A 13,904-nucleotide genomic window follows, 5' to 3' on the forward strand; every position below is an offset into this window, starting at 1 on the left:
GGTAGCGTTTTCGTATGGGGAAGCTGCTGCGCGGGGCGCATATCGTGTGGGACTGGAACGGGACGCTGCTGCACGACATCGATGCGGTGATCGACGCGACGAACGCCTCGTTCGCGGAGCTCGGGTTCGAACCGATCACGCTGGAGCGGTATCGCGACCTGTACTGCGTGCCGGTGCCCCGGTTCTACGAGCGGCTGATGGGGCGCCTGCCCACCGACGCCGAGTGGCAGATCATGAACGCCGTCTTCCACAAGCACTACTGGACGCGGGCGGACGCCTGCGCGCTCGCCGAAGGCGCCTCTGAGCTCCTTGCCGCGCGCCGGGCGGACGGGCATACGCAGTCGCTGCTGTCGCTCGCCCCGCACGAACACCTCGTGCCGATCGTGCGCAGACACGGCATCCACGAACACTTCGTACGGATCGACGGGCGGACCGACGAGTCGCACGCGGGCAAGGCCGAGCGGATGGTGCGCCACCTGGCCGCCCTCGACGAGTTCGACGAGTCCGGTGAGCTGGATGTCGCGCGGGTCGTCGTGATCGGTGACGCCGTGGACGACGCCGTCGCCGCCGCGCACGTGGGGGCGCGGGCCGTGCTCTACACCGGGGGCTCGCACAGCCGGACGAGCCTGGAGGCCGCCGGAGTGCCCGTCGTCGACAGCCTGGCGGACGCCGTCGACGTGGCGGAGCGGCTCGTCTCCCGGGCCGCCTGAGGGGTCGCCTGAGGGGCCGGTCGGGTCCGGCGGGGGCCGAGGCGAGGGGGTTGTGGGATTCCGTTCACGCTCCGCTTCGTTCTGCGTACGCTGAGGTGGGATCCTCGGCGCGGCGAGCCTTGCGGGACGACGTGCCGGACGACGTGACGGGGGCGGTAGCGCGATGGGTTTCGGCTTCGGGCAGCGGCGGGGCGGGCAACTGCCCGCCGAACTGACCTCGTTCGTCGGGCGGGCGGACGAACTGGCGCGGGTCCGGGCGGCGTTCGAGTACGCCAGGCTCGTCACGCTGGTCGGCCCCGGCGGGGTGGGCAAGAGCCGTACCGCCTTGCGGGCGGCCGCCGGGCTCGGGGACCGGTTCCCGGACGGCGTGTGGCTCGCCGAACTGTCCGCACTGCGCGACCCGGAATTGATCCCCGCCACGCTCGCGGCCGTCCTCGAACTGCCGGAGCAGTCGGGGATGGCGCCGCTCGACGCGGTCGTGGCGCACCTGCAGGGGCGGCGGCTGCTCATCGTCCTCGACACCTGCGAGCATCTGGTCGACGCCTGCGCGATGCTCTCCGACATCCTGCTGCGCGAGGCCGCCGACGTCTGCGTGCTCGCGACCAGCCGGCAGCCGCTGGACGTGCCGGGCGAGCACTGCTGTTCCGTCGCGCCGCTCGCGCCGGACGACGCCGTGGAGCTGTTCGCGCAGCGGGCGGCCGCCGTCGTGCCCGGGTTCGCCGTGGCCGAGGGGAACCGGCGGCAGCTCGCGGCGCTCGTCCGCCGCCTCGACTGCATCCCGCTCGCGCTGGAGCTCGCCGCGGTGCGGCTGCGGGCGGTGTCCGTGCAGGAGTTGGTGGCGCGGCTCGACGACCGGTTCCAGGTGCTCACCGGGGGGCGGCGCACCGCGCTCTCACGGCACCAGACGTTGCGTACGGCCATCGACTGGTCGCACGAACTGTGCACCCCCGCCGAGCAGTTGCTCTGGGCGCGCCTGTCGGTCTTCGCCGGGTCCTTCGAGCTGGCGGCGGCCGAACAGGTCTGCGGGGACGAGGAGTTGCCCGTCGCGGACGTGCTCGGGCAGCTGATCGGGCTCGTCGACAAGTCCGTGGTCCAGCGGCTCGGCGAGTCGGGCAGCCGCTACCGGCTGCTCGACACCCTCCGCGAGTACGGCGCCGAGCGGCTCGGCGCCGTGGAGACCGACGGCGGCGCGGCGCTGCGGGCGCGGCACTTCGCGTACTACCGGGACCTGGGGCGCCGCTTCGAGGAGGGGTTCCTGGGCGCCGCGCAGCCGGAGCTGCACCGTGCCGTCCGCGCGGAGATGTCCGGACTCCGGGCCGCCCTGCGGTACGCCTACGAGACCGAAGGCCGGGCCCGGGAAGGGCTCCGCCTCGCGGCCAGGCTGTGGCCGCACTGGCGGGCCTCCGGGACCCTGTCTGAAGGCGGGTACTGGATCGAGAAGGGTCTGGAGCGCGTCCCCGAGGATTGCTCGGCGCGGGCGTGGGGGCTGCTCGCCACCGGTGCCATCGGGGTGTGGACCGCGGACCTCGCGACGGCCGTCGAGCGGATGGCGCTGGCGCGGGAATCCGCGGTGCGGGCGGGCGACGAGGAGGTCGCGCTGTTCGCCGAGGCGTACGGTCACGGGCTCGCCGCGCTGTGCGGTGACGCCGCGGGGCTTGCGCGGCTCGCCGATGTGGGGCGGCGGATGCTCGAGGGCGACAACCTGCTGGGCGTCGTGGTCATGAGTTCCGAGGGCGCGTTGCTCCGTGCGGTACTCGGGGACCTGGACGGGGCCCTGGAACTGTGCGCGCAGGGCCTCGGCCTCCTTGAGGGCACGGGTGAGCGACAGATCTACGGGGCCACGCTGACCACGCAGGGGCTGGTGCGCTGGCTCGCCGGGGACCGGAAGGCGGGTGTCACGTCGCTGTGCCGGGGCCTTGAGGCGGCTAGCGACGTCGACGAGATCCTGGTCGCCGCGATGTGCTGTCACGGGCTCGCGTGGGCCGCGGCGCGCGAGGGGCGGCAGGTGCGGGCCGCCTGGCTCTTCGGGTACGCGGAGAACGCGCGGCGGCTCGCCGGGGACCCGATCGGCATGCTTCCCTCGCTCTTCGAGCAGCAGGAGGCGGCGCGGGGGGCGGTGCGGGAGGGGCTGGGGAGCAGGCAGTTCGAGCGGTGGCATGCGGTGGGGGCGCGGTTGTCCGGGCGGCAGGTGCTCGACGCGGTGCGGGCCGACGCGGATACGCCGGGGCGGGGGGTGGGGGGCGGGGCCGCGGCCGCGCGGGGCGGGACCGTGCGGGGCGGGGGTGATGTGCTGACGCGGCGCGAGCGGGAGGTGGCGGTGCTGGTCGCCCAGGGGCTGTCCAACCGGGAGATCGCGGAGCGGCTTGTCATCTCGAAGCGGACCGCTGACGCGCACGTCGAGCACATTCTGGCGAAGCTGGGGGTGGGGTCGCGGACGGAGATCGCCGGGGCTGCGCGGGTCGGTGGGGCGCCTTGAGCGGGGGCGTGGGTTGGTTCGGTGGGGCGCGCTGCGGTCTCGTCCGGGGCGCGCCTCGTCTCGGGGCGGGGGTGTGGGGGGCGTTGCGGTCTCGTCCGGGGCGCGCCTCGTCTTGGGGCGGGGGTGTGGGGGTATGTGCGTACTCGCCATCCCTGCGTCACGTCGTGCGGACAAAGGCGGCACAGTGTGCTCGGTGCTCCGTGCGCACATACCCCCACACCCCCTCCGGTGGCGCTCGCGGCTGCCGGTCGGTGGGGGGTCCGCCAGTTCAATTCTTCGTGGGGCCTGCCCTCGCCGACGAGGGCAGGCCCGGCCCGTTCTGTCGCCTCGTGAGGGGCGGCACACTGTAGAGACTGCCCGGTGTGGGGGCTCCCTGCATCGGTACGGGGCAGGATCGGCATACCGATGTGGGGGGGGTGGGGCGGGGGCGTGTACCTAGGTCACCCGTGTACCTAGGTCACCGGGGCCTTCGCGCGCAGGACCGTCAGGAATTCGCGCATCCAGCCCGAGTGGTCCGGCCATGCCCGGGCCGAGACCAGCGTGCCGTCCACGACCACCTCCGCGTCCTGGAACGTCGCGCCGGCCGTCTGCATGTCCAGTTCGAGCGCCGGGTACGCCGTGACCCTGCGGCCGCTGAGGCCGCCGATGGCGGCGGTGAGCAGGGGGCCGTGGCAGATCTGGGCGACCGGCTTGTCCGCGTCGAAGAAGGACTTGAGGATCTTGCGGAGCTCGGGGTCGTTGCGCAGGTACTCCGGGGCCCGGCCGCCCGGGATCACCAGGGCGGCGTACTGGCCGGGATCCACCTCCGAGAAGGCGAGGTCCGCGGGCCAGGTGTAGCCCGGCTTCTCCGTGTACGTGTCGAAGCCCGGCTCGAAGTCGTGGATCACGAAGCGCAGTTTTTTGCGGGCGGGGGCGGCCATGTGGACGTCGTAGCCCTCCTCGCGCAGTCGCTGGTAGGGGTAGAGGACTTCGAGTGACTCCGCCGCGTCGCCGGTGACGATCAGGATCTTGGCTGCCATTTCGTTGCTCCCCTCGGGGCGGGGCGCCGCCTGCGCGGACCCTCACGGCCAACGTGCCCGTACGGTGGCTCTTTGCCAAGAGGGGATGGCGGCCGAGGGCACTGTGCAGACTGTCAAAGTTCGACCCCTGCTTTTGTACACATACGGCTCATGACGGCTGCCCGGTGCGGAGCGATAGCCTGGACCCGTGATCAGCGCGATATCCCGCGGGGGCATGGACGCCCCCGCCCTGCGCCCGGGGAACACGGTGGACAACCGTGCCCGGGACCTCGCTGACGCTTCTTCGCGGTGCGGCCGGTCGGGCCGAGCGAGCCATCAGTCAGTGGAACCGCTGAAAATGGCGGAAAGCTGTCCGCTCGCACACCACCGCGGCATAACGTCGAATCCGGCCGGAGACCCCGTGCCGCGGCGTTACGGCACATCACTTCCTTCTACGTCACGCAACGGCGCGCGACAGGAGTCAGAGGACAATGCAGACCAAGCTGGACGAAGCCAAGGCCGAGCTGCTCGCGCGGGCCGCCCGGGTAGCTGAGAACAGCCCGGCCGGGGGACGCCTACCGAGCGGTGCACCGACTGGGACGACGAGCGAGGCCACGCCAGACCAGGACATGGCTCTCGCGTTCCTCCAGCGCTACTACCTGCACACCGCCCCCGAGGACCTGGCCGACCGCGATCCGGTCGACGTCTTCGGCGCGGCCTTCTCCCACTACCGGCTGGCCGAGAACCGCCCGCAGGGGACGGCCAACGTACGGGTGCACACCCCGACCGTCGAGGAGAACGGCTGGACCTGCAGCCACTCCGTCGTCGAGGTGGTCACCGACGACATGCCCTTCCTCGTCGACTCCGTCACCAATGAGCTGTCCCGGCAGGGGCGCGGCATCCACGTCGTGATCCACCCGCAGGTCGTGGTGCGCCGTGACCTGACCGGAAAGCTCCTGGAGGTGCTGAGCCGGGAGGCCGGTGCCGAGCTGCCGCACGACGCGCTCGTCGAGTCGTGGATCCACGTCGAGATGGACCGCGAGACCGACCGCGCGGATCTGAAGCAGATCACCGCCGACCTGCTGCGGATCCTCAGTGACGTACGGGAGACCGTCGAGGACTGGGAGAAGATGCGCGACGCCGCGCTGCGCATCGCCGACGAGCTGCCCGCCGAACCCACCGCCGGTGACCTGCCCGACCAGGAGGTGGAGGAGGCCCGTGAGCTGCTGCGCTGGCTCGCCGACAACCACTTCACCTTCCTGGGCTTCCGTGAGTACACCCTCACGGACGACGACTCGCTGGCCGCCGTCCCCGGCACCGGTCTCGGCATCCTCCGCGCCGACCCGCAGCACGACGGCGACGACCACCACCCGGTCAGCCCGTCCTTCAACCGGCTGCCCGCCGACGCGCGCGCCAAGGCCCGTGAGCACCGGCTTCTGGTGCTGACCAAGGCGAACAGCCGGGCCACCGTGCACCGGCCGTCCTACCTCGACTACGTCGGCGTGAAGAAGTTCGACGCCCAGGGCAACGTCGTCGGGGAGCGGCGCTTCCTCGGGCTCTTCTCGTCCGCCGCGTACACCGAGTCGGTGCGCCGCGTGCCCGTCATCCGCCGCAAGGTCGCTGAGGTGCTGAAGGGCGCGGGCTTCTCCGCCAACAGCCACGACGGGCGCGACCTGCTGCAGATCCTGGAGACGTACCCGCGCGACGAGCTCTTCCAGACGCCCGCCGACGAGCTCCGGTCGATCGTTACGAGCGTGCTGTATCTGCAGGAGCGGCGCCGCCTCCGGCTCTACCTGCGCAAGGACGAGTACGGGCGCTACTACTCCGCCCTCGTCTACCTGCCGCGCGACCGCTACACCACCGGCGTCCGGCTGCGGATCATCGACATCCTCAAGGAGGAGCTGAACGGCGCCAGCGTCGACTTCACCGCCTGGAACACCGAGTCGATCCTGTCCCGCATCCACTTCGTGGTGCGCGTTCCCAAGGGTGCCGAGGTCCCCGACCTCTCCGACGCCGACATCGAGCGCATCGAGGGGCGGCTCGTCGACGCCGCCCGCTCCTGGGCCGACGGCTTCGCGGAGGCGCTGACCGCCGAGTGCGGCGAGGAGCGCGCCGCCGAGCTGATCCGCCGGTACGGGCACGCCTTCCCCGAGGGGTACAAGGCCGACCACACCCCGCGCGCCGCCGTCGCCGACCTCCAGCACCTGGAGCAGCTCGGCCACGGCGAGAAGGACTTCGCGCTCTCCCTGTACGAGCCCGTGGGCGCGGTGCCCGGGGAGCGGCGTTTCAAGATCTACCGGTCCGGTGGGCAGGTCTCCCTCTCCGCCGTGCTGCCCGTGCTGCAGCGGCTCGGTGTCGAGGTCACCGACGAGCGTCCGTACGAGCTGCGCTGCGCGGACCGTACGCACGCGTGGATCTACGACTTCGGGCTCCGCATGCCCAAGTCCCCCAACGGCAACGGCGACTACCTCGGCGACGACGGCCGCGAGCGCTTCCAGGAGGCCTTCGCCGCCGCCTGGACCGGTGCCGCCGAGGTCGACGGGTTCAACTCCCTTGTGCTGCGGGCCGGGCTCAACTGGCGCCAGGCGATGGTCCTGCGGGCCTACGCGAAGTACCTGCGGCAGGCCGGTTCGACGTTCAGCCAGGACTACATGGAGGACACCCTCCGTAACAACGTCCACACCACCCGGCTGCTCGTCTCGCTCTTCGAGGCGCGGATGTCGCCGGACCGCCAGCGCGCGGGCACCGAGCTGACCGACGGGCTCCTGGAGGAGCTGGACGGCGCCCTCGACCAGGTGGCCTCCCTGGACGAGGACAGGATCCTGCGGTCCTTCCTCACCGTCATCAAGGCGACGCTGCGGACCAACTTCTTCCAGGAGAGCGAGGGCGGGAAGCCGCACAACTACGTCTCCATGAAGTTCGACCCGCAGGCCATCCCCGACCTGCCCGCGCCGCGTCCGGCGTACGAGATCTGGGTGTACTCGCCCCGCGTCGAGGGCGTCCACCTGCGCTTCGGCAAGGTCGCGCGCGGCGGTCTGCGCTGGTCCGACCGGAAGGAAGACTTCCGGACGGAGATCCTGGGGCTCGTGAAGGCGCAGATGGTGAAGAACACCGTCATCGTGCCCGTCGGCGCCAAGGGCGGCTTCGTCGCCAAGCAGCTGCCCGACCCGTCCGTCGACCGCGACGCATGGCTGGCGGAGGGCGTCGCCTGCTACAAGACGTTCATCTCGGCGCTGCTCGACATCACCGACAACCTGGTCGCCGGCGAGGTCGTGCCCCCGGCCGACGTGGTGCGCCACGACGAGGACGACACCTATCTGGTGGTCGCGGCCGACAAGGGCACCGCGACGTTCTCCGACATCGCCAACCAGGTCGCCGAGTCCTACAACTTCTGGCTCGGCGACGCCTTCGCCTCCGGCGGCTCCGCCGGCTACGACCACAAGGGCATGGGCATCACCGCCCGCGGCGCCTGGGAGTCCGTCAAGCGGCACTTCCGGGAGCTGGGCTGCGACACCCAGTCCGAGGACTTCACGGTCGTCGGCGTGGGCGACATGTCCGGTGACGTGTTCGGCAACGGAATGCTGCTCTCCGAGCACATCCGCCTGGTGGCCGCCTTCGACCACCGGCACATCTTCATCGACCCGAAGCCGGACGCCGCGACCTCGTACGCCGAGCGCCGCCGCCTCTTCGAGCTGCCCCGCTCCTCCTGGGCCGACTACGACAAGGAGCTGCTCTCCGCGGGCGGCGGCATCTTCCCGCGCAGCGCCAAGGCGATCCAGCTCAACGCCCACATCCGCGAGGCCCTCGGCATCGAGGGCAAGGTCGCCAAGATGACCCCGGCCGACCTGATGAAGGCCATCCTGCAGTCGCCGGTCGACCTGCTGTGGAACGGCGGCATCGGTACGTACGTGAAGTCGTCGGCCGAGTCCAACGCGGACGTCGGCGACAAGGCCAACGACGCGATCCGCGTGGACGGCCAGGACCTGCGCGTCAAGGTCGTCGGCGAGGGCGGCAACCTCGGGCTCACGCAGCTGGGGCGCATCGAGTTCGCGCGCTCCGGCGGCCGGATCAACACCGACGCCATCGACAACAGCGCGGGCGTGGACACCTCCGACCACGAGGTGAACATCAAGATCCTGCTCAACGCGGTCGTCACGGACGGCGACATGACGGTCAAGCAGCGCAACAAGCTGCTCGCCCAGATGACCGACGAGGTCGGCCACCTGGTCCTGCGCAACAACTACGCGCAGAACACCGCCCTGGCCAACGCCGTCTTCCAGTCGCCGTCCCTGCTCCACGCCCACCAGCGCTTCATGCGCAGGCTCGGCAAGCAGGGCCACCTCGACCGGGGCCTGGAGTTCCTGCCGAACGACCGGCAGATCCGCGAGCTGCTCAACTCCGGCCGGGGCCTCTCCCAGCCCGAGCTCGCCGTGCTCCTCGCGTACACGAAGATCACGGCCGCGGACGAGCTGATCCAGACGACGCTGCCGGACGACGCGTACCTGCAGCGGCTGCTGCACGCGTACTTCCCGAAGGCGCTGCGCGAGAAGTTCCCCGAGCAGGTCGACGGGCACGCGCTGCGCCGCGAGATCATCACGACCGTCCTCGTCAACGACACGGTGAACACCGGTGGTTCGACGTTCCTGCACCGGCTGCGGGAGGAGACGGGTGCCTCGCTGGAGGAGATCGTGCGGGCGCAGCTCGCCGCCCGGGAGATCTTCGGCCTGAGCCAGGTGTGGGACGCGGTCGAGGCGCTCGACAACGTCGTCGCCGCCGACGTCCAGACCCGCATCCGGCTCCACTCGCGCCGCCTCGTCGAGCGCGGTGCGCGCTGGCTGCTCAACAACCGGCCGCAGCCGCTCCAGCTGGCCGAGACCATCGGCTTCTTCAGCAAGGGCGTCGCCGAGGTCTGGGCCGAGCTGCCGCAGCTCCTGCGCGGCTCCGACCTGGAGTGGTACCAGGGCATCCGGGACGAGCTGACCGGCGCGGGCGTCCCGGACGACCTCGCCCAGCGCGTGGCCGGCTTCTCGTCCGCCTTCCCGGCGCTCGACATCGTCGCCGTCGCCGACCGGACGGGCAAGGAGCCGATGGCCGTCGCCGAGGTCTACTACGACCTCGCCGACCGCCTGCGCATCACCCAGCTCATGGACCGCATCATCGAACTGCCGCGGGCCGACCGCTGGCAGTCCATGGCGCGCGCCTCCATCCGCGAGGACCTGTACGCGGCGCACGCCGCGCTGACGGCGGACATCCTCGCGGCAGGCAACGGCGAGTCCACGCCGGAGCAGCGCTTCAAGGCGTGGGAGGAGAAGAACGCGCCGATCCTGAGCCGGGCGCGGACGACGCTGGAGGAGATCCAGAGCTCGGACGCGTTCGACCTGGCGAATCTGTCGGTGGCGATGCGGACGATGCGGACGTTGCTGCGCACGCACTCGTAGTTCTGCGCACTCGTACTTCCGCGCGTTCGCAGTTCCGCGCGTTCGTCGTTCCCCGGCGGTACGTGTAGAGGGGGCGCTCCGGGCCTTTCGGGCCGGGGCGCCCCCTCTGCGTACCCCGGAGTGCCTGGCCGGGGGATTGGTTGCCTCTGTGGTGCGGAAGGGGTGATGACATTCGCCATGACTCGCCATATCTCATCAATTCAGACATTTGGTCTAAGGTGGGTGAGATTGTCTGATGGCGGTACGAGATCCGAAGCGCAAGGAAGGTCGCGACAAGGCGATGACGGAAGCCATTCTGCTGGTCGGCGGGCAGGGCACCCGGCTGCGGCCGGTCACGGTCCACACGCCGAAGCCGATGGTCCCCGCGGCCGGGGTCCCCTTCCTCGCGCACCAGCTCGCGCGCCTCGCGGCCGCCGGTGTCGACCACGTCGTGATGGCCACGTGCTACCTCGCCGAGGTCTTCGAACCGCACTTCGGCGACGGATCGGCGTACGGCCTGGAACTGGAGTACGCGGTCGAGGACGAGCCCCTGGGCACCGGCGGCGCCATCCGCAACGCGGCGGCGCGCCTGCGGAGCGGCGGCGACGAGCCCGTCCTCGTCCTCAACGGCGACATCCTCAGCGGCGTCGGCATCCGGGGCCTGGTCACCACGCACGTACGGCGCGGCGCCGACGTCACGCTCCACCTCACCCGCGTCGACGACCCCCGCGCCTTCGGTCTCGTACCGACCGACGACCACGGCCGAGTCCTCGCGTTCACCGAGAAGCCGACGACGCCCGAGGGGATCGTCACGGATCAGATCAACGCGGGGGCGTACGTCTTCCGCAGATCCGTGATCGACGCGATCCCGCCGGGGCGTGCCGTGTCGGTGGAGCGGGAGACCTTCCCCGCCCTGCTCGCCCGGGGTGCGTACCTGCACGGGCAGGTCGAGAGCGCCTACTGGCTGGACCTCGGCCGCCCCGAGGCGCTCGTCCAGGCCTCGGCCGACCTCGTACGCGGGGTCATCGCCTCGCCCGCGCTGCCGGGGGAGCGGGGCGAGTCGCTGGTCCTGCCGGGCGCCGAGGTCGCGGCGGACGCCCGGCTCGCCGCCGGGACCGTGGTGGGCGCGGGCGCCCGCATCGGGGCGGGCGCGGTCGTGCACGGTTCTGTCGTGCTCGACGGGGCGGACGTGGGGGCCGGCGCCGACGTCCGCCGGAGTCTGGTCGGCGCGGGGGCCCGCATCGGGCGCCGCACCGTCCTGGAAGGCGCGGTCGTGGGGGACGGCGCGCGCGTGGGGGCCGACAACGAACTGCGGACCGGGGCGAGGGTGTGGTGCGCGGCGGTCCTGCCCGACGCGGCGCTCCGCTTCTCACCGGACGTACCCAACGGATCCCCGACCATCGAAGGGCCTGAGCAATGCCTGTGAACCTCCCCCAGGACATGTCGGAGAACCAAGACAGGTCGGAGAACCAAGACATGTCGGAGAACCAGGACATGTCGGAGAACCTCTCCGAAAGCCTTGCCGCCCGGCTGCCCGAAGCCTGGGCCGCGACCCCGCTGACCGTCGTCATGCCCACGTACAACGAAGCGGGCAACCTGCCCGGCATGGCCGAGGCCCTGATGGCGCTCCCGCTGCCCGGCCTGCGTCTCCTGGTCGTCGACGACTCAAGCCCCGACGGCACCGGCGACATCGCCGAACGCTTCGCCGAGCGGTACGGCAGCGCCCGCATGAGCGTCCTGCACCGCACCGAGAAGGACGGCCTCGGGCGGGCCTACGCGGCCGGCATGGCGCGAGCCGTCGCCGAGGGCGCGCACTACGTCCTGCAGATGGACGCCGACGGCAGCCACCCCGTGGAGAAGGCCGCCGAACTGCTCGGCGTCGCCCTCGCCACCGACGCGGGCGTCGTCATCGGCAGCCGGTACGTCCAGGGCGGCACGCTCTCCGACGCGTGGGGCGCCCACCGCAAACTGCTCTCCCGCTGGGCCAACGCCTACGCGGGCACCATCCTCGGCACCCGCGTCACCGACATCACCGGCGGCTTCAACCTGTGGCGCGCCGACGCCCTGCGCGCCATCGACCTGGCATCCGTCGACAGTGCGGGCTACAGCTTCCAGGTCGAGATGAAGTACCGCGCGCTGCGCCGCGGCTTCGGCGTCATGGAGGTGCCGATCCACTTCGAGGACCGCACGGTCGGCGAGTCGAAGATGAGCCTGATGGTGCAGCTGGAGTCGGTCGTCATGCCGTGGAAGCTCCGGCTGGACGCGAGAACGCGCGGCCGCGGTGGTGCGGAGGTACGCGGATGAGCACTCCCACGTTGCACGAGGCGCCGCAGGTCGCGCCGCCCGTCCCCGCGCAGGCGCCGGCTCCGGAGACGCCCGGCCCCGCACGCGGGCTCCCCCTCGCCCGGCTGCGCAGGCTGGCCCTGGAGGTCGTGAAGTTCGGCGTCGTCGGCGGCAGCGGCGTCGCCGTGAACCTCGTCGTCTTCAACCTCCTCCTGCACGGCCTGTCCTCCGGCCCGATGACGGCGACGGTGCTGGCCAGCTGTGTCGCCATGGGCACCAACTACCTGGGCTTCCGCTTCTTCGCCTACCGGGACCGCGCCTCGCGCACGAAGCGCCAGATCGCCCTCTTCTTCGCGTTCAGCGGCATCGGCGTGGCGATGGAGAGCGTCCTGTTCTACGCGGCGTACCAGGGCGCGGACATGAGCGGGCCGCTCGGCTCCAACATCGCCAAGGCCCTGTCGATCGTCCTCGCCTCGGCGTTCCGTTTCCTGGTCTACCGGACGTGGGTCTTCCAGCACGATGCGCGTCGCCGGTAAAGGGGTCATACGGCGGGCCGTGTGGGCGGCGGCAGCGCTCGCCCTCGTCCTGCTCCTCCTCGTGATCGTCCGCCTGCCCTGGGCGGGCGACCTCGGCATTCACGCGGCGACGGTCGAGCGCCTGCGCCACGACCTGACCGACCCGGGCAACCCGCTGGTCGACGCCGACACCCCCAGCCCGTACTACTCCCCGTGGATGCTGCTGCTCGGCTGCCTGGCCAAGGTCACCGGGCTCGGCACGTTCGTGGTGCTGCGGGTGGCGGCGCTGGTCGGGCTCGGCCTGCTCGCGACGGGTGTCGTGCGTCTCGTGCGCACCTTCAGCGCCCGGCGGGCCGCACCGCCCCTCGCCCTGCTCTGCCTGCTCCTGCTCTGGGGCCCGCGGCTCTTCAACTGGAGCGGCTTCCTCGGCCTCAACTCCCTTGCCCTGACGGTCTCGTACCCGAGCACGTTCGCGCTCGGGCTCTCCTTCCACTTCTGGGCGCTGGTGCGCACGTCCCTGCGCGACGGCGGGACGGGATGGCTCTTCCCCCTCGGGCTGGGTGCGCTCTGGTCGGTGATCCTGCTCAGTCACCAATTCACGGGCGTGGTCGCGTCGTTCGGCGCGCTCGCGATGGTCCTCGGCGCGCGGCCGTGGCCCACCCGGGCGGTGCTGCTCCGGCTCGCGGGGGGCCTCGCGCTGGGGCTCCTCATCCTGGTGGCCTGGCCGTACTACTCCTTCTTCGGCCTGCTCGGCGTGGGTGACCTGGAGGAGATCCACCGCTCCCTCTACCGGCACCTGCTGTCGCACTTCGGTCTGGCCCTGCTGCTGGGCGTCGTGGCCCTGGCGCTGCGCTGGCGCCGGGACCACCGGGACCCGCTGGTGCTCTTCTTCGCCCTCGGCGCCGCGATGTTCGCGGCGGGCGGCCTGACCGGCCACTACTCGTGGGGCCGCGTGCTGCCCGCGGCGCTGATCCCGGCGCAGGTGGCAGTGGCCCTGGAGGTCGTCGAGGCCGGGTGCGCGGGGGTACGCCGGGCCTTCGCCGGAACCCTCGGCGCGGCGCTGCTCCTCGGCGCGTGGACGCAGGCGGGCACGCTGGGGTACGTGGTGCCGCGTGACGCGCTGCCGGCCAGGGTCGCGGCGAAGTACCGTGCCCCATGGCCGGGTTACCACTGGCTCACGCCGAAGGTCCGGTACGGCGACGTGGTCCTGGCCAAGACCTTCCCCGCCCGCCAGATCCCCGCGTACGGCCCCTACACGGTGGCCCCCGGCTACCCGGACTTCTTCCTGCCGGACCAGGAGGAGCGGGTGGCCGCGGTGCGGGACTATTTCGCCCCCGGCGGCTCCCGCGCCGATCGCCTCGCCGTCCTGCGCCGCTACGGGGTGCGCTGGATCGTCCAGTACCCGGGCGACGGCGGCCTGCGCCCGGACGACCCCGCCCTCCACCGGGCGTGGACCGGGCCCAAGGGGCAGGTGCTGTACGAGGTGCGGGGCTGACCTCGGCCGT

At 71.7% G+C, this 13,904-nt stretch carries 8 protein-coding genes; 7 read left to right on the plus strand and 1 reads right to left on the minus strand.

Going from position 1 to position 13,904, the window contains the following annotated elements:
* The first annotated feature begins 14 nt into the window (after nucleotides 1-14).
* Nucleotides 15-710, plus strand: a complete 696-nt coding sequence (locus ACFVYL_RS05535) for an HAD family hydrolase (RefSeq protein WP_389713051.1) — start codon at nucleotides 15-17, stop codon at nucleotides 708-710.
* A gap of 163 nt (nucleotides 711-873) precedes the next feature.
* Entirely contained in the window at nucleotides 874-3,186 is a 2,313-nt protein-coding gene (locus ACFVYL_RS05540; protein WP_389713053.1) for an ATP-binding protein, read from the plus strand.
* A 452-nt stretch (nucleotides 3,187-3,638) separates the two neighbouring features.
* On the opposite strand, the gene ACFVYL_RS05545 is transcribed toward ACFVYL_RS05540, so the two are convergent.
* Nucleotides 3,639-4,205: a DJ-1/PfpI family protein gene (locus ACFVYL_RS05545; RefSeq protein WP_389713055.1), complete on the minus strand. Its 567-nt coding sequence runs from the start codon at nucleotides 4,203-4,205 to the stop codon at nucleotides 3,639-3,641.
* Between the two features lie 470 nt (nucleotides 4,206-4,675).
* Between ACFVYL_RS05545 and ACFVYL_RS05550 the strand changes: the two genes are divergently transcribed.
* From ACFVYL_RS05550 to ACFVYL_RS05570, 5 genes are all read left to right on the plus strand, one after another.
* The gene (locus ACFVYL_RS05550; protein WP_389713057.1) at nucleotides 4,676-9,622 is read left to right on the plus strand and encodes an NAD-glutamate dehydrogenase; all 4,947 of its coding nucleotides are present in this window, start codon (nucleotides 4,676-4,678) and stop codon (nucleotides 9,620-9,622) included.
* A gap of 280 nt (nucleotides 9,623-9,902) precedes the next feature.
* Entirely contained in the window at nucleotides 9,903-11,027 is a 1,125-nt protein-coding gene (locus ACFVYL_RS05555; RefSeq protein ID WP_389713059.1) for a sugar phosphate nucleotidyltransferase, read from the plus strand.
* 50 nt (nucleotides 11,028-11,077) lie between these two features.
* On the plus strand, nucleotides 11,078-11,905 hold the full coding sequence (locus ACFVYL_RS05560; protein ID WP_389713061.1) for a polyprenol monophosphomannose synthase: 828 nt from the start codon (nucleotides 11,078-11,080) through the stop codon (nucleotides 11,903-11,905).
* The gene (locus ACFVYL_RS05565; RefSeq protein ID WP_389713063.1) at nucleotides 11,902-12,420 is read left to right on the plus strand and encodes a GtrA family protein; all 519 of its coding nucleotides are present in this window, start codon (nucleotides 11,902-11,904) and stop codon (nucleotides 12,418-12,420) included. Before ACFVYL_RS05560 ends, ACFVYL_RS05565 begins: the two co-directional genes overlap by 4 nt.
* On the plus strand, nucleotides 12,404-13,894 hold the full coding sequence (locus ACFVYL_RS05570) for a hypothetical protein (RefSeq protein ID WP_389713065.1): 1,491 nt from the start codon (nucleotides 12,404-12,406) through the stop codon (nucleotides 13,892-13,894). Before ACFVYL_RS05565 ends, ACFVYL_RS05570 begins: the two co-directional genes overlap by 17 nt.
* Nucleotides 13,895-13,904 lie beyond the last annotated feature (10 nt).

The organism is Streptomyces sp. NPDC058308, assembly GCF_042880275.1.
GTDB lineage: Bacteria > Actinomycetota > Actinomycetes > Streptomycetales > Streptomycetaceae > Streptomyces.

Excerpts from the sequence above, each read along its gene's own strand:
- ACFVYL_RS05535 (WP_389713051.1), top strand. The coding sequence starts at position 15 with ATGGGGAAGCTGCTGCGCGGGGCGCATATCGTGTGGGACTGGAACGGG.
- ACFVYL_RS05540 (WP_389713053.1), top strand. The coding sequence starts at position 874 with ATGGGTTTCGGCTTCGGGCAGCGGCGGGGCGGGCAACTGCCCGCCGAA.
- ACFVYL_RS05545 (WP_389713055.1), bottom strand. The coding sequence starts at position 4,205 with ATGGCAGCCAAGATCCTGATCGTCACCGGCGACGCGGCGGAGTCACTC.
- ACFVYL_RS05550 (WP_389713057.1), top strand. The coding sequence starts at position 4,676 with ATGCAGACCAAGCTGGACGAAGCCAAGGCCGAGCTGCTCGCGCGGGCC.
- ACFVYL_RS05555 (WP_389713059.1), top strand. The coding sequence starts at position 9,903 with ATGACGGAAGCCATTCTGCTGGTCGGCGGGCAGGGCACCCGGCTGCGG.
- ACFVYL_RS05560 (WP_389713061.1), top strand. The coding sequence starts at position 11,078 with ATGTCGGAGAACCAGGACATGTCGGAGAACCTCTCCGAAAGCCTTGCC.
- ACFVYL_RS05565 (WP_389713063.1), top strand. The coding sequence starts at position 11,902 with ATGAGCACTCCCACGTTGCACGAGGCGCCGCAGGTCGCGCCGCCCGTC.
- ACFVYL_RS05570 (WP_389713065.1), top strand. The coding sequence starts at position 12,404 with ATGCGCGTCGCCGGTAAAGGGGTCATACGGCGGGCCGTGTGGGCGGCG.